The sequence below is a fragment of the Pseudomonas sp. NFIX28 genome (assembly GCF_900107395.1).
Classification (GTDB): Bacteria; Pseudomonadota; Gammaproteobacteria; order Pseudomonadales; family Pseudomonadaceae; genus Aquipseudomonas.
The window spans coordinates 1-23,338 of the sequence record NZ_FNPW01000012.1 but is presented as its reverse complement, the minus strand read 5'-3'; the positions used below and the strand labels follow the sequence as shown (position 1 = coordinate 23,338).

Genomic DNA, 23,338 nt, shown 5'->3' with positions numbered 1-23,338 from the left:
AGTCATCTAGCCTGTCCCGAAAGGCACGTCCGATCGACGTCAACGAGGGAGGAGGGGAGACATGGATGAAGCTACAGCGGGCGTAGCCCAGGGCAGATCGACGGTGCTGCTGGTCGACGATGAGGAGTCGATTCTCAATAGCCTTCGCCGGCTGCTGCGCGGCCAGCCCTACGACATCCTGCTGGCCGACAGTGGCGCCAAGGCCCTGGAGATCCTCGAGCAACGGCCGGTCGACGTGGTCATGAGCGATGCGCGCATGCCGGGCATGGACGGCGCGACCCTGCTGGCCCAGATCCATCAGCGCTACCCGTCGACGCTGCGCATCCTGCTCACCGGCTATGCCGACATGAACCTGATCGCCAAGGCCATCAACGAAGGGCAGATTCATCGTTACATCAGCAAGCCCTGGAACGACGAGGACATGCTGGTAACGCTGCGCCAGGCCCTGGCCCATCACCATTCCGAAAGCGAGCGCCTGCGCCTGGAAGCCCTGACCCGGCAGCAGAACGAGCAACTGAAAACCCTCAATTCGACCCTGGAAAAGCACGTGGCGGCGCGCACCGCCGAGCTGCAGCAGACCGCCGACATGCTCGACCTGGCGTATGAAGAGCTCAAGCGCAGCTACGTGACCGGCACCGAGGTGTTTTCGCTGCTGGCCAACCTGCGCCTGCCCAAGGCCAAGCAGACCAACCGGCAGATCATCGAGCTGATTCGCGTCTATTGCATCACCCATGGCCTGGATGAAGCCGACAGCCGCAACATGACCATGGCCGCCGCGCTGTACAACATTGGCAAGCTGAGCTGGACCGACAGCATGATGACCGCGCCCGCGGACCTGCTGCACCACAACGAGCGCGACCTGTACCGGGCCTACCCGAAACAGAGCGAGTCGCTGCTGATGACCCTGGAGCCGATGAAGGATGCGGCGCGCATTATCCTGCATCACCAGGAACGCTGGGATGGCAGCGGCTTTCCCGATCACCTCAAGGGCGAGGCAATTCCGCTGGGTTCACGCTGGCTCAAGCTGGCCGTGGATTTCATCGAGCTGCAACGCGGGCTGATCCTCGAACGGCAGATGAACAGCGATGAGGCGCTGCTGTTCATTCGCAAATACGCGGGCAAGCTCTACGACCCCGACCTGGTGGAGGACTTCGTCGGTGTCTGCGCGGCTTACCAGAGCGATGTCACCCTGGCCGATCCGACGGTCAAGGTCTTGACCACGCGCGACCTGGAACCCGGCATGACCCTGGCGCGCAACCTGAACGCCGACAACGGCATGCTGCTGCTCAACGCCGGCAAGGTGCTGAGCGGCCCGCTGGTGGACAAGCTCATCGCCTTTGAAGCGATGGAGGGGGCGAAATACAGCATCTTCGTCAAAATCCCCGAAGAGCCGGAAACGGTGGCTTCGGCCACCGCTTGAAGGTCGGGGTCAGCCGTCGCTGGCGGCGACGATGCTGGCCACCTGGCGTGGCTGGCAATTGAGGTAGGGCGACGATTTCAGCCACCGCTGGTCCGGGTACCAGGAAAACATGAACTGGCCGTCCTTGAGGCGGTCGATCACCTGGCGCGCGACTTGCGGGCGCACTGCCGGGCAACCCAGGCTGCGGCCGATGCGGCCCTGGCGCCGGCTCCACAGGGGGCTCACATAGTCGGCGGCGTGAATCACGATGTCCCGGTCGCGGGCGAGGTCGTTGAAACCCGGCTCCAGGCCGTCCATGCGCAGCGAATAACCGTGGCTGCCTTCATAGCTTTCCTGGGTGCGGAACAGGCCGAGGCTGGACTGGTAACTGCCCATGCGATTGGAAAACTGGGTGGCGAAGTTTTCCCCGGATTTCTGCCCGTGGGCGACCAGGTCGCGCAGCACCAGGGTTCTTTTACTCAGGTCGAAGATCCACAGGCGGCGGGCGGTGGAAGGTTGCGAATAGTCGATGACCGCCAGGTGCCGGGCTTGCCTGGCACCGCTGCTGACCGCGCATTGCACGGCGCGGAGGGCACTTTTCAGCACTTGGGGATTGAGTTCTGGAGCGGCGTGCGCGAGGCTGTTGTAAAGCGGCGGAGTCGTGTTGTTGGCGGCGAGCGCGGCGCTGCAGATCGCGCCTAGGGTGGTCATTGCCAGACAGAGTCGGCACAAAAAGGTCGGCATTCTAAAGTGTCCCCACAGTCGCTTTGGCTCCTGACGTCCTGTCGCTCTCCTGGCAGTTCTGGTTAAAGGTGGTTGGAGGGTTTCACAGCCACTGCCGAAGTTGACCATCACATTTGATGGCCATGATTGGAGTAAAGCAGTTGTTCAAAAAACACGCATGTTACTTGAGCGTTTTCCTGCTCGCTGCGCCGTTGGTCGCGACTGCCGAAGATGTATCAGTCGATCTTGAAAACCCCGTGCAACGGGTATTCACCCAATTGCCCACCGCCTGTCCGGGCTTGGCGGCCCACCTGGATATCCCCGCCCAGAGCCTGTTGCTGGCGTTTTATCAACAGCAGGGCAACCAGCCGATCTGGTCATCGGCCTTACGTTTGGAGGCATTGCAGGCGCAATTGCAGCAATTGGCCGACGATGGCCTGGAACCCGCCGACTACCGCTTGCCGGCCAATGCGCTGGCCAACGACCCGCTGTGCGCCGACCTGAGCTTCAGCCAGCATTACTTGCAAGCCTTGCATGACCTGCATTTCGGCCGTCTGTCGCAAGCCCGCTTCGAGCCGATGTGGCACGCCGAGCCCTTGCCGCTGGATCGCCAGTCGCAGGTGCTGGCCATCGCCGGGCCCGGCCTGCTGGACATCCCCGCCGCGTTTGCCCAGGCCCGGCCGAGCCTTGAGCAGTATCAGAACCTGCGCGAGCTGTATGCCCAGCAGCGCCAGCTGGCGTTGCCCCATTGGCAACCACTGCCCGGCGGGCCATTGCTGCGCCCGCAGATGCACGATGCGCGGGTCCCGGAGTTGGCGCGTCGGCTGTTCAGCGAGGGTTACCTGAGCACCCTCGCCAATGAGGTCGATATCCTGTACAGCGACGAGTTGGTGAGCGCGGTGAAGAGGTTCCAGCTGAGCCATGCGCTGCAGGCCGACGGGGTGGTCGGCGCGGGAACCCTGAATGAATTGAACATCAGTCCGCAGATGCGTCGTGAACAGTTGCGCATCAACCTCGAGCGCTTTCGCTGGCTGGCGCAGGACATGGAGCCCGACAGCTTGCTGGTCAACCTGGCCGCGGCGCAGCTGATCGTCTATCAGGACGGAGTGCCGGTCTGGCAGACCCGCACCCAGGTAGGGCGTGCCGAGCGCCAGACGCCCTTGCTGAAATCCCGGGTCACGCGCCTGACCCTGAACCCGACCTGGACGGTCCCGCCGACCATTTTCCGCGAAGACAAGCTGCCGGAAATTCGCCGTGACCTGTCCTTCCTCAATCGGCAGAACCTGCAAGTGCTCGATAGCGAGGGGCATCCGCTGGCGGTGGAAGATATCGACTGGGACAACCCCGGCAATATCCTCCTGCGCCAGGACGCCGGGCCCCGGAACCCGCTGGGGCAGATGGCGATCCGTTTCCCCAACCCGTTCTCGGTGTACCTGCATGACACCCCCAGCCAGTCGCTGTTCAACAAGGGGCCCAGGGCCTTCAGTTCGGGTTGCGTGCGTGTCGAGCACGCGTTGCAACTGCGCGACCTGCTGGTGAGCCCGGCGGAGCGGGTGCGCACCGATGAGTTGCTGAGCACCGGGCTCACTCATGAGTTCCGGCTGTCGACGCCGGTGCCGATCCTGCTCACTTATTGGACGGCGCAGGCTGACAGCCATGGCCAATTGTCCTACGCCCCGGACATCTACGGGCGCGACGCGGCCTTGCTGGCGGCACTGGACAGCAAGCTTTGAAGGCCCCCGCGGTTGGCCATTTGGCTTGCAAAAGGCGCCATGCCTTTGGTCAGGAACAGCTGAACATCTGTTGGCGTGCAACGATCTGAATAAGTAAGAGGGTTTGAAAGGAGTACTGAAATGGTTCAGCGTCGCCGCAACCACATCACACAGTTATCCCTTCGGATCGAAGGCCTGCGGGCCAATGTCCTGCAATTCAAGCAGGATGAATTCCAGATCCAGGAAGCCCTGTGCGGCGCTTCAGCGACAGCGAGGGTGCGCGATCTGGAAGATGCTTTTGATGAGATCCGGGAATCGATCAACCACACCGAGGCCCTGCTGGAAGCCCTGGTCCAGGTCACAGGTGGAGCAGGGGAGCAGGGCGCCACCACCACTCACCAGGCCACCGCCGGATAACGGGGCCTGGTGCCGGCCCGGGCTTATGGAACCAGCCGCAGGGTTCGCAACGGAAAAACCTGACTAATGCGGCGGGTTTTTTATAAGTTAGCAAATGGCTATCATCGCTCATCATCTTTTGAGCGTACGTTGTCATGGCCTTTTTTGAGTTGTTCGACCAGTTCATGAGAAGCCTGCTGGCAGCCTGGCTTTTTGTCGGCATGTGCCAGATGGCCCGGTTCGTTTTCGCGCAGACCCCGTCCCGGGCGTCCGCCTGGGTAACTTTCGCCGGGCTGGCTTTCCTGATGGTCTACCCCTGCGGCTGGGACTGGGTCACCGGCTTTACCGAAAATGCCTGGGTGGAGATGTGCAAGGTCTACCAGCACTCGGCTTCTCAACTGGCAATGTTCCTGGCCGACGCGTCGGGCGCGGCGTTGGGCGGCCTGGTTGCCTACCTGATGTCGCGTTACGTCATGGCCCCCCGGACGTGGCTTAAATCAATCGGATAAGGCCCTGACCGACGGCAGGACGGCCTCGCCACCGGGCGGGGCTTTTTATTGCCCGTGGAAAAATCCGGCCTGCTGGCGCTGGCCCCTGGAGGCACTGCCCGTCGACTGGCGTGAATCAACCGGCTGTGCCTTACTCGGGGTTCATTTACCGAGGGATACGGCCATGACTGAGCGTCATTTGAATCACAGCGAAACGCTTTCAAATGGGTGCAGGATCAAGGTGAGATCGGAAATCCTCAGAGATGGCTCGCTCAAGATGTTCATCGGGATCTACAAGCCGGACGGCAGTGTTGTACTCGAAGACAACGACCTGGCGCCGGATGGCCTGGACATGGAAGACGCCTTTGAGTGGGGCATCGACCGGGCCAAGAAAATCGGCAATGACCAGCAGGCTCAATAACCGGTGAGCCCGAGCGCTGCACAGGCCGGCAATCACTGCAAATCAGCTACAGTGGCCGGCCACGGAATTGAATGGATGCAACGCAATGTTCAAGTTGAACGCCCTGGTGCCGGAATTGATCGTTTCGGACCTGCAACAGAGTCTTTATTTCTATTGCGATGTATTGGGTTTCAAGCTCGAGTACGACCGACCGGAGGACAAGTTCGCCTTCCTCTCCTTTGGCCGCAGCCAGATCATGCTGGAGCAGGATTGGCATGACGATTCGCCCTGGTGCGTCGGCCCGCTGGAACCGCCCTACGGCCGGGGCATGAACCTTTCCATCGAATGTCCGGATGTACAGGCCCTGGTTTCGGCGCTCGAGGCCGCCGGTTGCCCGATCAGGCGGCCCGTCGAGGAACGGTGGTACCGCAGCCATGCCCGACAGTTCGGGCAAAAGAATTTCCTGGTCCTGGACCCTGATGGTTATCTGCTTCGTTTTGCCCAGGATATTGGCGTGAGATAGCAGCCGGGCGACGCCGCAAGCCTGCGCTGCCCAACCGGCCCGCGCCGTTTGCCGGCTATCCGTTAACCCAGGGGTTGCTGGCGATTGAGGCGTAAAATGGCGGTGCTACCTCGTCAAAAGGAGCCCCCATATGATCGCCGACCAAGTAAGCAAACAGGCGTCGGAGCAAAGAGTCTGGGATCAATATTTCTGCGCTGCGTTGATTGCCGAAAGCAATCTGACTGCACCGGTCGTAGGAGAGGCCACTCATGAAGACAGGCAGAACCTGTTGATCGAAAGAGCCAAAACTCTCGCCGACAAGATGATGGCATGTAGAAAATAATCAAAGCCCGGCCAGAGTGCTGGGCTTTTTGTATGTGGAGCCTGTTCCCCTTCTTGCAGAGAGAGGCTGTCAATTTTCATTGATGAGAACTGGCAGTCTTGGGCTTGAAAGGGTGGTGCATGCAGGCCCTCTGTTCGCCAGATGGCGGCGGCGAGCATGGCAATGACGGCACGGTGACTCTCGCCCGATTTATGTTGGGCGAGAGTCTTGCTACCTAATGGTTTTCCAAGTTAATCGATGTTGAGTGTCGGATCCCACTCGCAGCATCCAATGACTTTGTTATGCCTGTCGACGATGATAAAAGACCAGGTATATGTGACGGTGCCTCTGGCCCCCGCGGTAGCTTCCCATGCATTGGTAGTAATCATCTGGGGGATCGGTGGTCCATCCGGATTGCTGGGATTGAGCGAGGACACGTTATCAGTGACGGGCTGTAGTCTAGGATGATCAATGATGCCCTGAGGGTTAGAAGCAAGGATCTTGAAGCGATCGAGTATTACCGCGTTACCAAGGTTCTTCGAGATATCTGTTGCGCGCCACCGAATGACGTCACCCGCGCTTACCGGAAGATATAAATTGCCCGTTCCTTGGTGTTGGAGGCCGTTGCTGAACTTGGCAAGCATATGGATTGTTTTTTGCGCCAGTTCATAACTAAGCATTGTCGGCTGCTTGCGGTTGGTACTGATGTCTGGGCGTCCTTTCTCGCTGTAATGCTGAATGATGGTGTCTACGTCTACAACGGTAAGTACATCAACGATAGTTCCCATTATGACTCTCCTTCGTCTGGGCTATAGAGGCTCAATAAGCAATGAGTTACTTCTTGTGAAGCAGTTTGCAAATTGACTATAGGTCCAGCAATTGCGGAGTCAAATAATAATCTTGAGTGGTTTGGAGGCAGTGGATGAGCGGTTGCCCCGCATGAGGTAAGTAAGTGTTTTTCTGCTCTGCTTGGTGTTTTTTGTAAAGTCAAGATCCAGTTCTGGTAAAAGAATTAAGTTCAGACCAGTGGTTGTCCAATGACCTGTCCCAAGTGTTGTGGAAAGTCCCATTAATAAGGGAGGCAGTAGGCTTATTACTCTCTCCGTTATTGATAGTGGTATTTGACTTGGGCGAACGCGTACTCACGGATCCTCAGTAAATAAGGACGCAGTAATGTAGAAGAACTTTATCCGTGGCCACGAACTCCGTTCATCGATGAGTGTTTCCTCGGACCCCATGCCTAGCCTGTATCCCAGGCGTGTTCTTTTATCGCGATAAAAATGAGGTGTTGAATCCCAGCCGCAGCAGATGTGCTGAAGTTTTGGCATGCCGAAGCTCTGGCTCATGAACTGTTCCGCTTCAAGTGCATCCGAGCCTTTCACGCGGTAGCGAGCAACAAAAGGTTTGCCCTGTATCTCGTTGTCTTGAGTGCATTCTAGAAACTCTACAAATCCAGGTTTATCGCTGAGTTTCGCGAGGACGTCCTCACAGCGCGGTTCCGCTTTTGCACACCCGACCAGAACAGCCAACACTACGAAGAAACATCCACGGACTAGTCTTTTCATTCACTCTCCACGATCAAGGTGTCAATGGGTGGGAGCGGTGCATATCGACCTCCCCAAACGGTGCCACTCTGGCAGTTTTACCAGCGAGCGCACAGCAGCCTGATAAGGCGTTCTAGCGCTGGGTCATGACTCCCGTCACAACGCCCAACGGCACTCGTCAGCCAGGCCTCGCCCGTCGGAAATCGGTGCGGGCGCTGCCCCGCGCGGGACAATTCAATCAAGCGCTGCGACTGTGCAAGCCCTTCCTGACCGCTTCGGCACGGCACATTTGGCCTCAATCCGGAGGAGGGTATCCCTTTCTGGAGATAGTGACAAAAATATCAATATTGAAAAATGTCTCAATTTTGCTTAAGTTCACCTTGCCTGATCTCCCACGTCTCACGATTTCAATCACAACAAGGGCTCGAGATGAACAACAAGAAAGGTACCGAACTGCCTCCCTCTGCCGTCGATGTGCTGGTCGTCGGTAACGGCCCGGTAGGGGCGACAATTGCGGCGCTGCTCGGCCGCTATGGGGTAAAGACGCTGGTATTGGACAAGGTCCATGAGGTCGTGCTGATGCCTCGCGCCATTGCTCTGGACAATGAGGCGCTTCGCATCCTGCAGCTCGCCGGATTGTCGGAAGATGCTTTTGAGAAGATTGTTATTCCTGAAGTGAAGATGCATTCCCCGGTCCTCGGGCAATTCAGCCGGGCCAATACCGCGGGGTGCATCGACGGCCATCCCAAGCTGGTGACGTTCTATCAACCCGACCTCGAACACGCGATGCGAAACCAGGTTTGCGGGCTGAAGTCGGTGACCAGCCTGGGTGGTTTTGAACTCGAGCATCTGGTCGAGGAATCGGATGCTGTCGTCGCCTTCGTGCGGGACCAGGACGGCCGCCTGCATTCGGTTCGCGCCCGATATCTGGTCGGTGCGGATGGTGCAAGCTCCAGGGTCAGGGCCCTGATTGGCCAGGAGTTCGAAGGGCAAACCTACGCAGAGGATTGGCTGATCGTCGACGCCAGGAACCGGCACCAATCGGCCATTGATCACGTTGAGTTTATCTGCGACCCGCGGCGCCCCACGCCGCACATGCCCGCTCCCGGCGGCAGGGAGCGCTGGGAGTTCATGCTGCGCCCGGGGGAGTCCCGGGAAGAGCTGGAAAGCCCTGAGAGCATCGCCCGGCTGATCGCATCATGGATCGATCCGCAGGAGCTGGAAGTCGAGCGCAAGGCGGTGTATCGGTTCCATGCCCGCTGCTGCAACAGTTTCAGCAAGGGGCGAGTCTTCCTGGCGGGGGATGCGGCGCACATTACCCCGCCCTTTGTCGGACAGGGGCTCGTAGCGGGGCTTCGAGACGGTGCCAACCTTGCCTGGAAACTGGCCTGGGTCCTTCGCTCTCAAGCCGCGCCTTCAATACTCGACACCTATGACATAGAGCGCCGCCCCCATGCCCAGGCGATGATTGACCTGGCAAAGTTCATGGGCCGCCTGGTAATGCCGAGGAACAAGATCGTGGCCTTCTTCATCCATGGCCTGATGCGCTTGCTGGCGCTGGCTCCCGCTACCAGGAAGTACTTCGAGCAACTGGACATCAAGCCGAAAAACATCTTCAAGAACGGTCTGTTCGTGCGCCATCAGCGTGGCGACAAGCTGGTCCGAGGCAGCCTGTTTCCCCAAGCCTGGGTTCGCAACACGCAACAGCAGATCCAGCTGAGCGACGATGCGCTTGGACACAGCCTGAGCCTGGTCGGGTTCGGGGTTAACCCGTTGTCGCTGCTGAGCGCTGCCGAGGTGTTCTCCTGGATAAAAATGGGCGGTCACTTCCTGCAGATAGGGCCCTGCGGTCAGCGCGCCGACAGCGCCTGCGATTTTATCGAAGACCTGAACCACGGCCTGCTGCCGCTGGCTGCCAAAGGCACGCTCGTCGCGATCCGTCCCGACCGCATCATCATGCACCACGCTCCGGGCACCGAGGCGGGCCGCCTGGTTCGAGACTGCCTGATCCTGATGGGGAGCGTAGATTCCACTGCCGACAACCTTTCCATTACCATCAACGAGCCTCCTCGATTAAGAGCGTGAAGATGCCTTCCCCCACTTTTCCTTCAGCAGCAACTGAGCAAGAACCTCTCACTCGAGGCCACAAGAAGCGTGAACGCACCCGTCGCGGCCTGGTGGACGCGGCTTTGCGTCTGGTCGCCCGTAAGGAGGTGGGGGAGATTGCATTGCTCGATGTCGCCTCAGAGGCCGCGGTATCCAACGGCACTGTCTACAACTATTTTCGAACCCGCGACGAAGTCCTCGAGGCAGTTGGCATCGCCATGGCGAGCGAATTCTCCGATGCCATTTCCGCCTTGAGTTCGAACGTCCACTGCGGTGCGCAGCGGCTTTCGATTGGCGTGCGCATGTTCATCCACCGGGCGGCGTATGAGCATCAATGGGCCAATGCTCTGCTGCGCATCATCCATTCCGATCAAACCATGCGCTCACGCTTGGCGGCTCATGTGCTGGACGACTTGCGCGAAGGGCTGCGCGCGGGGGCGTTGGCTTACGAGGACGAAGGGATCGCCCTGGACATGGTCGTGGCCTGCACAACCGGAGCCATGCGCTCGGTGGTCGAGGGGCGGGGGGTGGTGGCGCACGACCAGAAGGTTGCCGAGATGATTCTCAAGGCTTTGGGCGTAACACCTGCCAAAGCCAGGAAAATCGCGACCAAGCCGTTGCCTTAGTCCCGGGCATCGTCCTCGATCCGTCGGCCAATGCGGTGGCAAACCACGATCGACATCGAGCCGCCCACCACGCTCCGCAACCCTGCTTTTTTCATCCCCGCCGCCGCTGGCTATCAGCGGCGTGGCATTATTTTGCTGAAATGAACATGTTTGTTCAATTTCATGAGGTGTGAATGCCTCTTTAGAATCATCTTTTGCCATGATTTAGCAGGTTATCCAGCTGTTCAGCGAAATTAATCAGGTTTTTCATCGGCTACGGAAAAACTGTATTGACGCAAATTGAACATGTGTGTTCAATTGAGTCATGAGGTAATTCTGGAGATAGAACCGTGGAATCCCTGAATCCAACACAGCGCCGCATCCATCAAGCCGCCTTTCGCCTGTTCGCTGAGAGAGGCACCTCACAGGTGAACATTCTCGATCTCGCCCAAGAGGCAGGCGTGGCGCGCGGAACGGTCTATAGCAACATCGAGAGCATGGAAACCCTGTTCGAGGCGGTTGCCAGCCGTCTCGCGAAGGAGATGCATGAGCGCGTCGGCAAGAGCTTTGATTCCCTTGCCGATCCGGCTCAGCGTCTTGCCAATGGCATTCGACTGTTCATTCGCCGAGCGCACGAAGACTCCCAATGGGGGGCATTCATCCATAAGTTCGCCATGAGCAATTCTTCGTTGCGCGAAATGTTTAGCAGCCAAGCGACGACGGATCTTCTGAGCGGGCTGTCCAGTGGCCGGTACACCTTTGAAAAGGAGCAATTGCTCTCGGTACTGACACTGATATCGAGCAGCGTCCTAGGCTCGATTTTCCTGGTCCTGGAAGGCCACAGAACATGGCGCGATTCGGGCTCTGACACCGCCGAGTTGGTGCTGCGAGCATTGGGTGTATCTCCAGGGGAGGCGCGTGCGCTGGCGACCACCGAGTTGCCGGCACTTCCTTCCATCGACTGAGTGAGTTAGCCGATTCAACCGGACATCCCTGGATTTTCAGGGGTGCGGGGACGGCTTTACCCTAAAAAAACTGGGAAACAAGAATAATGACTGACCCAAATGTATTGCCCTGGCTAGCCACACCGCAGCCCGCCCGGCATCCGCAACCGACAGTGAAGGCTCTGGACCTGACTCACCTGATCTTTCAACGGCCGGACCTGAATGAGGCGGCGCGTTTTTTGACTGACTTCGGCCTGACGGTAGCCCGGCAGGAAGCCGATACGCTTTACCTGCGCGCCACCGACGCCACGTCATACTGCTACCGCGTCCACCTTGCCGAACAGGCACGTTTTATCGGCTTTGGACTGGCAGTCCATTCGCTCAGGGAATTGGAAAAGCTGGCGCGAATCCCAGGCGCCTCACCGGTCGAGAAGTCGGAGCGTCCCGGTGGCGGGTATTGTGTCAGGCTGACCGACCCTTCCGGTTTTATTGTGGAGGCCGTCTGTGAGCAGGCTCCCGGTAAACGGCGTGAGCACAGGGCTCCGCTGTCCTGGAATCTGGCGCAGGAGCAGCCGCGCATCAACGCCACGCAGCGTCCGCCGATTGCTCCGCCTGAGGTCCTCAAGCTGGGGCATATCGTCATCGAAGTGGCGGACTACCAGGCAACCTGTGCCTGGTATACGAAGCATTTCGGGTTCATTCCCAGCGACGTACAAGTGCTTCCCGATGGCACACCCATAGTCACCTTCATGCGCCTGGATCTCGGCGACGTTCCCGCGGCTCACCATACGCTCGCGATAGCGCAGGGGTTCATGGCGACCTATAGCCATAGCGCCTATGAAGTCGTGGATGCCGATGCCGTGGGAATGGGACAGCGCGTCCTGCGGGAGCGGGGGTGGAAGCACTCGTGGGGCATCGGTCGACACATTCTGGGCAGCCAGATCTTCGATTACTGGCAAGACCCTTGGGGCGATAAGCACGAGCATTACTGCGACGGGGATATCTTCACCGCCGCACAGCCTACGGGCATTCATCTGGTGAGCCCCGAGGCAATGGCGCAGTGGGGGCAGCGCATGCCCAAGCGGTTTACCAAGCCCAAGATGAGCCTGGCCAATCTGTATGCGCTATTGCTCAACCTGCGACGCAGCCCGGACTTGAGCATCCGCAAGTTGGTAACCCTCATGCGGTTGTTCGGGTGACGCCGTCATGTCGGATACCCCAATCCGCTATGGCCGTCGGCATGTGCTCAAGGCCGGCGCGTTGATCGCCGGCGGCTCGCTGGCCTACCGCTTTGCCAGCCCCTTGTTAGAAGAACAACACCTCAGTCCTCGCGCCGCCGAGCGCGGGGCAAACGCCGCTCCAGGAGTACCTTCAATGTCTGCTGTACATGTAGTCCGCTTCGAATTTCAGAACGGTATCCACTGGGGCGTGCTGCGCCGGGGCCGTATCACGGTGGTCCCGGGGACTTTTGCAACCACCGGTGATTTCATCGACCAGAACCGTATCGACGACCTCGCGCGACTGACAGGCGAGGAGCTGGATGAGGGCGAAGTGAAACTGCTGTCGCCGGTGACCCGTAACCAGCAGTTTGTCTGCCAGGGCGCCAACTACCGCCAGCACATGATCGAGTCGGGCATGGACCCGGATGCGAAGAAATTCAACATGATCTTCACCAAGGCGACGAGTTGCCTGGTGGCGGCTGACAGCGACCTGATCAAGCCGCGCCACGTGCGCTTCCTTGACTACGAGATCGAGCTGGGCCTTGTGATGAAGCGCGCGATCACCGGCGCTGTCGCTGTCACCGACGCCAATCTGCATGAGTTCATTGCAGGCGCCGTCATTGTCAATGACTACTCGGCTCGTGACATTCAGATTCCCCAGATGCAGTTCTACAAGGGCAAGAGCTTTCGCACATTCGGCCCGGTCGGCCCATACCTCTGCCTTCTGGATGCCACCAACATTCATTATTTGAAAGCGCTGCAGCTGCGCCTGACGGTCAACGACCAGGTGCGACAGGATGACAGCACCGCCAATCTGGTTTATGGCCCCGCTGAAACCCTGAGCGAACTTTCCACCCTGCAAGATCTCGCTGCGGGAGACCTGATCGCCACCGGTACGCCTGCCGGCTGTGCGCTAACGGTACCTTCGCCCGCCAAACAGCGTCTTGCGGCCCTGATGCCCGAAGCCACCAAGTGGAAGCTTTTCCTCAAGGCCCAGGAAGGCCGGACGCAATACCTCAAGCCAGGTGACCTGGTCGAGGCGCGTATTCGCAGTGCCGATGGTGTGATCGACCTCGGCGTACAACGCAACCGAGTCGTGGGGGAAGCCTGATGGTCGTGCAGAACCTGAATGACATCGAAAGTCTCGAACGAGTCCCCTTGTCGGAGCGCGGCCTGGCTTGCAGCACCTATGAAGCGCTGCGTCAGGCGGCCGAGCGCAGCCCTCAGGCCCCGGCGCTGAGCTTCTTCGCCGATGCCACCGATTTCAAGCGCACCCATGAGTGGAACTATTCCCAGCTCTTCGCGGATATCACCCGCGCGGCAAATGCCTTCCATAACCTGGGCATAAAACCGGGCGAGGTGATTGCCTTCATCCTTCCCAACCTACCGGAAACCCATTTCACGATATGGGGCGGTGAGGCGGCGGGGATCGTCATGGCAATCAATCCTCTGCTTGAAGCCAAGCAGATGGCGGGCTTGTTGAATGCCGCGAAGGCATCCGTGGTGGTGACACTCGCGCCGACTCCAGGCAGCGATCTGTGGCCCAAACTGGCTTCGCAGCTGGATCAGTTACCCACGGTCAGGTCTGTCGTCTGGGTCAGCATGGAACCCTATGTCGCCGAACCTGTGCGTGAGGCTCTGAAAGCCGCGGCACTGAAGGAGCGAGACTCACACAGCGGTATCGCGATTCACGATTGGCGATCGCTGATGAGTGCTCAGCCGCACACACACCTCAAGAGCGATCGTCAAATCCGCCAGGATGAGTGTTCTTCTTACATTTGTACTGGGGGCACCACCGGACTGCCCAAGATTGCCGCGCGTACCCATGGCTCTGAAGTCTTCAACGCATGGGCCGTTGCCGCCCACTTGCAGCCACGCAGTGGGGGCCAAATTATCTTTTGTGGCCTGCCGCTATTTCATGTCAATGGGCAACTGGTGACCGGACTGATGCCTTGGACTCAAGGCGACCATGTGATCCTCGGGACGCCCCAGGGGTATCGTGGCGAAGGGGTGATCCCACGATTCTGGGAAATGGTCGAGCACTTCGGTATCAACCTCTTTTCCGGCGTGCCTACTGTCTATGCCGCACTTCTGCAAAATGAATGGCAGGGCCGTGACCTGTCCAGTCTTCGCTTTGCCATGTGTGGCGCCGCACCAATGCCGGCTGAGCTTTTCCGAGAGTTCGAGAACCGCACCGGAGTGAAAATCCTCGAAGGTTACGGCCTCACTGAGGGCGCCTGCGTCTCCTCAATCAATCCGCCCCATGGCGAGCGCCATATCGGCTCCATCGGGATACGGATCGCTTATCAGAATATGCGTGCGGTCTTGCTCAACGATTCGGGAGAATACCTGCGCGACGCCAACGTGGATGAGATCGGCCTCATCACGATCAGTGGACCGAACCTCTTCGAGGGCTATCTGGAAGAACGTCATAACCAGGGCCTCTGGATCGATATCGACGGCCAGCGCTGGCTGAATACGGGGGACCTGGGGCGCCAGGATGCGCAGGGTTATTTCTGGCTGACCGGGCGCAAGAAGGAATTGATCATTCGCGGCGGCCACAACATCGATCCCAAGCAGATCGAGGAGGTTCTCCAGGCGCATCCTGCGGTCGCCCTGGCCGCTGCAATCGGCAGCCCCGACGCCTATTCGGGGGAGGTGCCGGTGGCCTACGTCCAACTGCACCCCGGGCAAACCTGCAACGCCAAGGAGCTTGAGGCGTTCGCTCATTTCAACATCAGCGAGCGGGCAGCCGTTCCCAAGCGCATTGAGATCCTCGATGCATTGCCTCTGACCGCCGTGGGCAAGATATTCAAGCCCGCCTTGCAGCAGCGCGAGATTGCCAAGGTAGTCCGCCAGGAAGTGGAGCGCCTGGGGCTTTCGGATATTGCTGTTGAGGTGGTGCAGGACAATCGCCGTGGGCATGTCGCCCGCATCCGGGCCGGCACGGCCCAGGAATTCCTGGCTCCGCTCTTGGGGCGTTATAGCTTTCAAACCGAGTGGGTTAATTAAGTTCCGATTCGCAATCCGTAATCCCGGCAGTCGTGCCCTGGCGCTGTTCAGCCAGGGCCATTTATGCAACTTCGATCAAATCCAACCGGCACTGAAAAGAGCACGGGACGGCGAAGCCTTGCCTGCGTGCAGTCAACAAAAACAATAAACGAGAGGTGGATGATGAAACTGATTAGCCGTGTGATCCCGTGTTTCTCTAGCCGGCGTAAGTGTGCTGCCTGGATCGAATTCGGCAGTGTCATCGCACTGCTCAGCGCCTCTACCGTGGCAAGCGCCAACGGCATCGCCATAAACGAACAAAGTGCGAGCAGTGCGGGAACTGCCTATGCGGGAAGATCGTCTTCCGCGCTGGATGCCAGCACCATCTATGGAAATCCCGCAGGCTTGACCAAGTTGCAACGCAGTGAGATTTCCGCCGGGGCAGCGGTCATTTCGGTAAGCGACGACATCAGCAATGCGCAGAGCAATGCCCCAGGAACCAATAAAGGGGACTCGGTGCCTTTGGCGGGTATCCCTTTCGCCTATATGTCGACGCCACTGGACGATCGCTTGTCGATTGGCCTGGGTCTTTATGCTCCAAGTGGTTTGATCAATGATTACGAGAGCACTTTCCAGGGCCGCTACCATGGCTCCTACAGCACCACCAAGGAGATAACTCTCCAGCCCACCATTGCCTATCGAATCAATGATTATGTGTCCATTGGTGGCGGGCCAACCCTGAATCGGTTCAATGCAAAGCTTCAGAACTACATGGCAACCGGTGCCCTGAACAATGGCCAGGACACCTTGGTGACCCTCAAGGGCGATGACACGGCGATTGGCTACAACATCGGTCTCCTGGTGGACTTTAACGAGGCAACCCGGTGGGGAATCACCTATCACTCGAAGGTGGACTATCACCTCAAAGGCCATACAGAAGTTTCCGGCTCTCCGAGCGTCATCCCGCTGGATGGAAGGTATGACGCCAAGATAGAACTGACGATGCCCGAATCAGTGGATACCTCCATCACTCATCGATTCAACAATCGCTGGACCGGATACCTGGGGGCGACCTGGACACGCTGGAGCCGGATCCAGAAGATCGAAGCGACCAACAGCGGTGTTTCCGCCATGGGCCAGGCTGCTGGCCTGGGGCGCATGGTCGAAGAAATGAACTGGCACGACACGTGGTCTACCGCCGTTGGCGCCTCCTATCAATTGAACCCGCAATGGTTGCTGCGCGCGGGCTATGCCTACGATCAGGCGCCCGTTGGAAATGCCGATCGCAGCGTGCGCGTCCCGGTCGGGAATCGCCAGGCCGTGACCTTGGGCGGCGCCTACTCGCCGAACCACGATCTGACGTTTGACTTTGCCTATGGCTACCTATGGGATTCAAAAGCCTCGGTCGCGCATTCGAACAACTCCGGACTTCAACCGGAATACAGCGCCGACTACGAAAATAGTGCCCATGGCTTTTCAGTGCAGGCTACCTATCGCTACTAAGCGGCACTGGTCCGTTATCAATAAACTGGGTTGTGGGCGAAGCTTTCTGGCGTGGCGCCACGCACATTGATCAGGCGATCCAGCGGATCGTAGTGATAACGCAGGTTGCCCTTATGGCTGTCGTCGATGCCGGCGAGGTTGTCGTTGGCGTCATAGGCATAGGCTCGGCGGTAGAGGTTATGTTGGCCGTGTCGCTGCTGGCTAACGCTGTGAGCCGGTAGGCGGCCTTGTTCGTCGTACTGATACTGACTGAGCAGCAGGGCCTTGCTGACGCTGCTGTTCGCGGCTGGCAGTGAACTGGTGGCTGGTCAGGCGCGAGCCGTTGAGGTCGATACTGCTCAGTTGCCCGCCCGGGGTATGGCGATAGTCGAGCTTGCTGCCGTCGGCAGGCGGCAGTGGCTGAGCTGGCCGAGCTTGTTGTACTCGTAGCGCAGCTTGTCGCTAAGAACGGGCGCGCCAGTTGCCAAGCTTGACGCTCAATGCAAACCAGCAGCTTTACATGCTTCGACAAAAGTCGCGCCTTTCTTGTCCATGGCGGTTTTGACCATCTGATTGGCTTTCACCAAGGCAGTGCTTGGTTTTGCCCATTGCTCTGGCGGCAGAGGTTGTGACCAGGCTTGTACTTGTTCCGGGAGGGTGGGGCGTCCCTTGCGGTGGCCCCATTCCGCGAGCAGGTAAGGCATCTTCCAGAAGCTCAGCACGCGCCAGATGTACCAGCGCCGCAGCGGCCATGGGGATCGCTTGGAGTAGCCATAGAGTTCGCGCTGCTGCGGGGTCAAATCGTCTCCGCCATCGTCTAAAGAACCCATGGCGCGAGCATCGTCGCGTTCGATTTCAAAGGTGTGCAGCCCTTCGTAGGGTTTCAACCGATCCCCGGTCGGGATCAGCCCCAAGGCCTTGAGCATCGGGTTCGGTGTGTCGACTAACTGGCCGTCTTCCATGTAGTTGCGTATCGATGTCCACATCCCCAGTGCATGCGCATCGCTGGGTTGTGGCAGCAGCAGAAACTGCACCTTGTCCTGCTCTTCATCTTCCAGGCCCATGCCCAAGGTGTATTGGCGTGTGGCGCCATAGCTGGTAACGCCTTGAGAGTTGGCAACCCAGGCTACGACACTTTCCCAAGGCACGATCAGGACACGATGGGTTTTGCTGTCGACGTAGCAGACTTCGCGGCGTTGACGGTTGAAACGGACGGGGTAGGTTTTTGCAGCGGCGTAGACGCTGGATAGCATTCCGTAGATGTAGGCACCTACTGGTAGAAGACCCAAAAGAGCAACTCCAGAAAATACCTGGATGCTCATCACTAGATCTTTAAATGGAGTGGGGAAATTTTCAGGATAGGAGATCACCCCATAGAGGACGATCAGAGTCGGTGCGATGAAAGCAAGAAATAGGAGCATCCAGATTCCTGCTGCTAATATTTTTCCTTGTTCAACCATCCCCCAATTGTTTCCACCCATCTCAAGAAAAGTATCGTTCATCTCCCAAAAGTTACGGCCCGATGCTTGTGCCTGGCCTGTATAAACCGGCAAAGGCGAGAGGAACAGGGTCTCGTTCAACCCCTGGGCACGGATTTCCCCGGCAGAGGGGCGCTGGCTGCGGATGTCTGGTGCAGGTTCAGTGGCCGCCGTCTTGTTTTTACGTTTGAAGAGTTTCTTAAACATCAACAGTCGCCAAGTCTTCTTTTTTGAATAGTCTGAACGATGACTTGCCTGTGCCGGTCGGCAAGGAGTCAACAGGTTCGAGTTTATAGGTGCCTTGCGTTTTAATGCGCACGCCATAGCTATCGATGATGTGCAGATCACGCAGGAAAAAACAGGTTTGGTGGATTACATCGCGTTCAGCTTCCAGTTGATAGGCGATATTGAAAGCCAAGGCAAAACCTGGGTTGAGCAAAGAGTCACTGATCGGCAAGTGGAGCGTCAGTGCTTCCTTGCCTTTGCTGACGACAATGAAACGAGTCGCCCAAGTGGCAGTGCATTCCTTCCAGCGCAGAGGAAGCAAGCCAGGGCTGTAAGCTTGTGAGATGGGCTTGTCCCGGGTTTTTTGATAGGCCTGTAGCTGTAATTTACGGCTGTCCATTTCCTGTGTGCTGATACCGGGCAGTATCAGTTTCAGATAAGTTTTTTTCTTGTCATCGTGGATCAGTTCACAAGTCGGTTTCTGCACGACTTTCGCCAGTTCATTCCACTCATCCTGTACGCTGCGTTGCTTGGACTTATTCCCCCAGACACTGCTCTCCATCCATTTTTGCAAATCGTCCAGATTGAAATAGTTGTACAGGCCTTCACCCACCAGTTGCAGGGCGGTGGCGATCAAGCCTATCAGGTTGGCGCGTGCACCAATGGCCAAAAGTCGTGGGCTGGCCTCGGCCCATGCCAGTGCGCGCAGCTCGGTCGGTGTTTTCATGATGTTCTTGACGATAGAGCCTGTGTGCTTGGCTGCCCAGGTATTAGTGCCGACAAGTGTTGCGTCGCCACTTATTTGTAAAGTCGTGGCTCCCAATCCTTTGTAATCGCCTTCAGCCAAGGCTTTTCCCCATTGGAGAGAGTGTTTGCCTAAGTCGACCGTTGCGGCTATACCACCAAATATGAAAGCGCCAAATCCTGCAATTCCGCTCCAGCGCCCCAGACGGCTTATAGTATTTAGTTTGCCAGTAGCACTTTCCATTTGCTCGATATGAGCTTGAAATATTGTTACTGATAATCCTTGTACCGCTGCAAACCCGGCAGCCGACATACCGATGAGAGACTCCCCGGCAGCGCCCCAATCTGACAAAGAACGATCAGGCTTTTTGGCAAGATTGTTCATTGCCTCAATAAACTTCTGTCCCTGAATCACAAACAACGCAAATGCAATTCCGTCCCCCTTCGATTTCAGGACACCCGCCAGCGGCTTGTTAAACGTCCCCGTAGCCCGGAAATCGCGCGCGGTTCTGCCCATCTCCGCGCGCAACTGCGGGTCCAGACCATCGATCACCGTGCCAATTTTCGCCGGGCTGTCCCCTCCGACAGTCAAGGCATCGCTGAGCTTATCTTCCAGCGGGACCAATGCGTTTTTCAGCTGGGTGATACGTTGGTTATGGAGCGTTTCGCTACCCGCTGCCGAAGAGCCTGTGGCTTGCCGCATCAATTCCCGATTGCGCAGTTTGTAGGTTTCCTTCAACTGGCTGCGCAAGTTCAGCGACTGGTCTCGGGCCAGGTTGAATGCCGCGATTTCAGAGACGGATGCCGCACGCAAGGTCAGCCCCTGACGGGAGAATTCGCGAAGCAGTTGCAGGCGCGCCGGTGCTCCGATATTGCGGATGTAGTTGTTGGGATCAATGTGTTGCGCGTGCGTGAAAGCTTGGTGTGCCCTGTCCAGTTGATCGGCCACCCTCAGCTGACGTGCCGGATTGTAGGCCTCGTCCAGCATGCTTTGCAGGCCTATGAACTGAGTGTTCAGCTTGGCGTAGTTCGGCAAGCGTTCGGTCATCAGGCTGTGGAACTGGTTGGTCAGCACGTTGACATTGGCAAGGTTTTCTTTGGCTGAGATCACATTGATCGTGAAGCTGCTCAGATCGGCCAGTTTCTTCGCGACATCGATTTGTGCCGCCAGGGTCAAAGTATCAAGTCCCGGCACCACAGTCAGCAGGTTTGCCTCCATGTACGCGGCCAGTTTTTCAACCGCTTTTTGATCCGCACACATGGCTGCCACGCAGACAAATTCGGTTTCCAGGCGATGTTTGATTTGTGCATCGAGCTTGAAATCGTAATACCAGGCAGCACGGTGAAAGAGGCCGCCTGTGAACATATTTATGCGGTCTTCGCGGATGTTTTGCAGTCGACTGTGCCAATGGCTCAGCAGATTTTGCTGATCCAGGACAAAGGCCTCCATTTCTGTCCGGTTGACCAGATCGTCGATGCCGCGCTGCCCTAGTTCCTTACCATGCAGCGTTTGCCAACTCTGCAGGCTGAGCGTGTTGATGGTGCTTCGGTGCTTTTGATAAAGCTCTGTTCCCAGAGAATCCTGCATGTCCATGAAGGACCGAGCATAGATATTCACTTTTGCAGCTCGTCGCCAATCCGCTTCAGGGCCAAAAATGCCGGGGTCCTTATGGTCGCGACGAACCTTCAGGAACTCATAAATTTTCGATTGTTGCTGCTCGTTTGTGTCGTTCTTCAGTGCCTGAACTTGCGGATCCGTTTTGCTCAAGGCCTCCAGGCGTGAGCTGTTGACGTCGTATAAAGACTGGATGTAAGAGCCGCTGAGATACTGTGCCTGGCACTTGTCATCCGCACTCCATTGCTCGATCCAGTCAGCCACTTTCAGTTGGGCTCTGGCCAGATCTCGCATGACGCCAATATCGTCGCGTAGCACCAGAAACAGGTAATCATCCTTGTATGGGCCTTGTACTTTGCTGGTCAGAGTTTCAATCGCGGTATCTAGAAATAGCGGCTGATCTTCCCAGTGATATGCCTTTTCTTCTTCGGGATTGGCTCCCTCGGGAAAGGCTTTGGACGGCGGTAGATTGGTGACGCCTTCTGAGTCCGGTTTTGAAGCATTTTCCGCTACTTCGGCCAGCCAGTTTTCCGCTTGTTGTTTGCTCAGTAAATTCTCGCCGCCTTTCTCCGGGCAGGCACTGGCCAGATCGACCGATTGCATCAAGCGTTTGCGTTCGTCCCTGGACTTGAGTACTTGCGAGCATTTGAGGGCCGTCCACTGAATTTCCGAGTAGCTGGCATACAAAGTGTGCTTGCGTGTGAACACCAGATGCGGCTCGCCAACTGAGTTGGTTCGCGTGTCGCCCGACACCTCCTGACTGTTCCACAGCAGTTTGGTGATTTGGCCTTTTTCGATGCGGTATTCGTGTAGGTAACCGGTGGTGCCGTTGATGATGTACAGGTAGCCATCACGTAGTAATCGGATACCCAGTGGCTGGCTTTTTGTTTTGAACGGCATGGGCAGTTCTGAAGCCGGATCGAGGTGCTGGACCAGCCCATAACGCAGCGGCAGCAACTGCACTTTCTTGTTCATCAATTGACACGTCCCCATGGGGACGCGGGTACCCTTGGCGCTTTTAGCCATGGCTGCCGTGTTGGCAGTGGTTTTTGGCGGTTGTTGAGCAGTCACAGTAGGCTTCCTTGTCGATCAGCGGCACGGCTTTCTGCCAGTTCGGCGGCGCGTTCCACACGCTTCAATGGAGCGTCCGGCGTCGATAACGTCAGCAGTTGAAGGATGTCGGGGTGCTCCGTCACAGGTTGCCCGGCCAGATAGCCGAAAACATTCGCGTAGAGAGTGATTTCCTGTTCAGAGGCAAAGCCTTGTTGATAAGCATCATCCGCGACCTTCTGTGCATACCGACGACGTTCGGGCTCCGTAAAAGTTGTCATGAAATCTGGGAAGTATGTTTGCAAGTGCTCACTCAAACCTGAGACGAAGTTGCGAAACTCGACTTCCCCCAGGGCTGTGAGTTCCTGGTCGCTCAGTCGATAGGTCTCTGGTTCAGCAATGGCCGGATCGGGACGCTTGTGTTGCCACCAAGTGGTTTCCACCCCATCAGGTAGGCAAACGTGCGCAAACGGGCCAAACCAGCGGGCACTACTGGCTTGTTCCGCAAGGCCGAACAGTTGATGCATTACCGCTGGGTCGGCAATTCGTGGCATGACCTCCACGTCACTTGGGTGTTTCACGGTGAGCAGATGGCGCCAGTGGTCCCATAGCGTCTGAACATTGGCATTACTGAATAACAGATAGCCCCATTCTTGGGCCGCATGTTCCCGGAAGTACGACAGAAGTGGATCGTTTGCGCCTTTTAGAGCGATCAAATAGGGTGAGATGTCCGAAAGATCCTGCCAGCGCGTGGTCTGGTAAAGGTTGTAGGCCGGGTTATCCCATTTGTGCAGGTGTTTGGCCAGATTGGGAACGCTGACACCGTCCAGCAGCAGATAGGTGGGTAGGTTCCACGGTAGATCAATCGGAAGCGGAGGGAATTCGATCATGTTATTTCTCGCCCTTCTGTGCAGCCAGTTTGGCGGCTTCGCAAATCGCACAAATCGGTTTCTTCTGCATCAACGCCTGCCGTTGCGCTGATATCAGCAATTGCCCGGCCTTATCCGTATCCGCCTGCTGCAACAGCCCAGGCCGCAACGGCGCTGCTCCGCTGCCGCTACCGGGTGCGCCGCCGGAGTTTACGTTTACCACCGGGCCGCTCAGGGTCACGCCACTGGCATCGATCTTGACGAAGCTGCCGCCGCCTTTGAGGGTGAGTTCACTGCCGGCTTCGAGGACGATTTTCAGCCCGCTGTCGAAATGTATTTCCTGCCCCGCCTCGATGAACTGCCCAGTACCGATCTTGATGTGCTGGTTCACGCCCACGGTGAGGTGGTCGCTGGCGCGGGCTTCGACCTTGCGGTCGGCGTGCACGGTGTGGTGTTCCTCGGCCTTGAATTCGCTGTAGCTGTTGGCCTCGACCGTGTCGTGGCGTTCGTTGCCGACGCGGAT

Annotated in this window: 20 protein-coding genes and 2 pseudogenes; 14 read left to right on the top strand and 8 right to left on the bottom strand. The window is 57.7% G+C overall.

The window, feature by feature from the left end; translation table 11 throughout:
* Positions 1 to 61: 61 nt before the first annotated feature.
* Positions 62 to 1,420: a response regulator c-di-GMP phosphodiesterase, NosR family gene (locus BLV20_RS21460; RefSeq protein WP_092304474.1), complete on the top strand. Its 1,359-nt coding sequence runs from the start codon at positions 62 to 64 to the stop codon at positions 1,418 to 1,420.
* Between the two features lie 9 nt (positions 1,421 to 1,429).
* Here the strand turns inward: BLV20_RS21460 and BLV20_RS21455 are convergent, their stop codons facing one another.
* A complete protein-coding gene (locus tag BLV20_RS21455; RefSeq protein ID WP_092304473.1) occupies positions 1,430 to 2,143 on the bottom strand; it encodes a murein L,D-transpeptidase catalytic domain family protein in 714 nt (237 codons plus the stop codon).
* Positions 2,144 to 2,283: 140 nt separating this feature from the next.
* Between BLV20_RS21455 and BLV20_RS21450 the strand changes: the two genes are divergently transcribed.
* The 6 genes from BLV20_RS21450 (at position 2,284) to BLV20_RS21425 (ending at position 5,963) form a co-directional block, all read left to right on the top strand.
* Positions 2,284 to 3,855 (top strand): L,D-transpeptidase family protein, encoded by a 1,572-nt coding sequence (locus BLV20_RS21450; RefSeq protein ID WP_092304472.1) that lies wholly within the window; start codon positions 2,284 to 2,286, stop codon positions 3,853 to 3,855.
* A 120-nt stretch (positions 3,856 to 3,975) separates the two neighbouring features.
* Positions 3,976 to 4,251, top strand: a complete 276-nt coding sequence (locus BLV20_RS21445) for a hypothetical protein (protein WP_092304471.1) — start codon at positions 3,976 to 3,978, stop codon at positions 4,249 to 4,251.
* 134 nt (positions 4,252 to 4,385) lie between these two features.
* On the top strand, positions 4,386 to 4,739 hold the full coding sequence (locus BLV20_RS21440) for a hypothetical protein (RefSeq protein ID WP_092304470.1): 354 nt from the start codon (positions 4,386 to 4,388) through the stop codon (positions 4,737 to 4,739).
* Positions 4,740 to 4,902: 163 nt separating this feature from the next.
* Positions 4,903 to 5,139, top strand: a complete 237-nt coding sequence (locus BLV20_RS21435; RefSeq protein ID WP_092304469.1) for a hypothetical protein — start codon at positions 4,903 to 4,905, stop codon at positions 5,137 to 5,139.
* A gap of 85 nt (positions 5,140 to 5,224) precedes the next feature.
* Positions 5,225 to 5,641 carry a bleomycin resistance protein gene (locus BLV20_RS21430; RefSeq protein WP_092304468.1) on the top strand — a complete coding sequence of 139 codons (417 nt, stop codon included), beginning with the start codon at positions 5,225 to 5,227 and terminating at the stop codon, positions 5,639 to 5,641.
* A 130-nt stretch (positions 5,642 to 5,771) separates the two neighbouring features.
* Entirely contained in the window at positions 5,772 to 5,963 is a 192-nt protein-coding gene (locus tag BLV20_RS21425; RefSeq protein ID WP_007929308.1) for a hypothetical protein, read from the top strand.
* A gap of 230 nt (positions 5,964 to 6,193) precedes the next feature.
* Here BLV20_RS21425 and BLV20_RS21420 read toward each other — a convergent pair whose 3' ends face one another.
* Positions 6,194 to 6,730, bottom strand: coding sequence for an AidA/PixA family protein (locus BLV20_RS21420; RefSeq protein WP_092304467.1), 537 nt, complete (start codon positions 6,728 to 6,730; stop codon positions 6,194 to 6,196).
* Positions 6,731 to 7,084: 354 nt separating this feature from the next.
* On the bottom strand, positions 7,085 to 7,507 hold the full coding sequence (locus BLV20_RS21415) for a DUF4952 domain-containing protein (RefSeq protein WP_092304466.1): 423 nt from the start codon (positions 7,505 to 7,507) through the stop codon (positions 7,085 to 7,087).
* A 408-nt stretch (positions 7,508 to 7,915) separates the two neighbouring features.
* On the opposite strand from BLV20_RS21415, the gene BLV20_RS21410 reads away from it, so the two are divergent.
* From BLV20_RS21410 to BLV20_RS21380, 7 genes are all read left to right on the top strand, one after another.
* Complete coding sequence (locus BLV20_RS21410) at positions 7,916 to 9,571, top strand: bifunctional 3-(3-hydroxy-phenyl)propionate/3-hydroxycinnamic acid hydroxylase MhpA (protein WP_092304465.1); 1,656 nt, start codon at positions 7,916 to 7,918, stop codon at positions 9,569 to 9,571.
* 2 nt (positions 9,572 to 9,573) lie between these two features.
* A complete protein-coding gene (locus tag BLV20_RS21405; RefSeq protein ID WP_092304464.1) occupies positions 9,574 to 10,218 on the top strand; it encodes a TetR/AcrR family transcriptional regulator in 645 nt (214 codons plus the stop codon).
* Between the two features lie 329 nt (positions 10,219 to 10,547).
* Positions 10,548 to 11,162, top strand: coding sequence for a TetR/AcrR family transcriptional regulator (locus tag BLV20_RS21400; protein ID WP_092304463.1), 615 nt, complete (start codon positions 10,548 to 10,550; stop codon positions 11,160 to 11,162).
* A gap of 86 nt (positions 11,163 to 11,248) precedes the next feature.
* Positions 11,249 to 12,340, top strand: a complete 1,092-nt coding sequence (locus tag BLV20_RS21395) for a VOC family protein (RefSeq protein WP_092304462.1) — start codon at positions 11,249 to 11,251, stop codon at positions 12,338 to 12,340.
* A gap of 175 nt (positions 12,341 to 12,515) precedes the next feature.
* A complete protein-coding gene (locus BLV20_RS21390; RefSeq protein WP_092304461.1) occupies positions 12,516 to 13,472 on the top strand; it encodes a fumarylacetoacetate hydrolase family protein in 957 nt (318 codons plus the stop codon).
* Positions 13,472 to 15,373, top strand: a complete 1,902-nt coding sequence (locus BLV20_RS21385; protein ID WP_092304460.1) for an acyl-CoA synthetase — start codon at positions 13,472 to 13,474, stop codon at positions 15,371 to 15,373. The genes BLV20_RS21390 and BLV20_RS21385 overlap by 1 nt, the downstream gene beginning before the upstream one ends.
* 162 nt (positions 15,374 to 15,535) lie before the next feature.
* Complete coding sequence (locus tag BLV20_RS21380) at positions 15,536 to 16,855, top strand: OmpP1/FadL family transporter (RefSeq protein ID WP_092304626.1); 1,320 nt, start codon at positions 15,536 to 15,538, stop codon at positions 16,853 to 16,855.
* A gap of 26 nt (positions 16,856 to 16,881) precedes the next feature.
* Here BLV20_RS21380 and BLV20_RS21375 read toward each other — a convergent pair.
* The 5 genes and pseudogenes from BLV20_RS21375 to BLV20_RS21355 form a co-directional block, all read right to left on the bottom strand.
* Positions 16,882 to 17,289: pseudogene (locus tag BLV20_RS21375) on the bottom strand (RHS repeat domain-containing protein); the annotation flags it as partial.
* Positions 17,290 to 17,331: 42 nt separating this feature from the next.
* Positions 17,332 to 18,519: a DUF6708 domain-containing protein gene (locus tag BLV20_RS21370; protein WP_256577857.1), complete on the bottom strand. Its 1,188-nt coding sequence runs from the start codon at positions 18,517 to 18,519 to the stop codon at positions 17,332 to 17,334.
* Complete coding sequence (locus tag BLV20_RS21365; RefSeq protein ID WP_092304459.1) at positions 18,512 to 21,967, bottom strand: toxin VasX; 3,456 nt, start codon at positions 21,965 to 21,967, stop codon at positions 18,512 to 18,514. The genes BLV20_RS21370 and BLV20_RS21365 overlap by 8 nt, the downstream gene beginning before the upstream one ends.
* Positions 21,964 to 22,836, bottom strand: coding sequence for a DUF4123 domain-containing protein (locus BLV20_RS21360; protein ID WP_092304458.1), 873 nt, complete (start codon positions 22,834 to 22,836; stop codon positions 21,964 to 21,966). The genes BLV20_RS21365 and BLV20_RS21360 overlap by 4 nt, the downstream gene beginning before the upstream one ends.
* Before the next feature lies 1 nt (position 22,837).
* Positions 22,838 to 23,338: pseudogene (locus BLV20_RS21355) on the bottom strand (type VI secretion system tip protein VgrG); the annotation flags it as partial.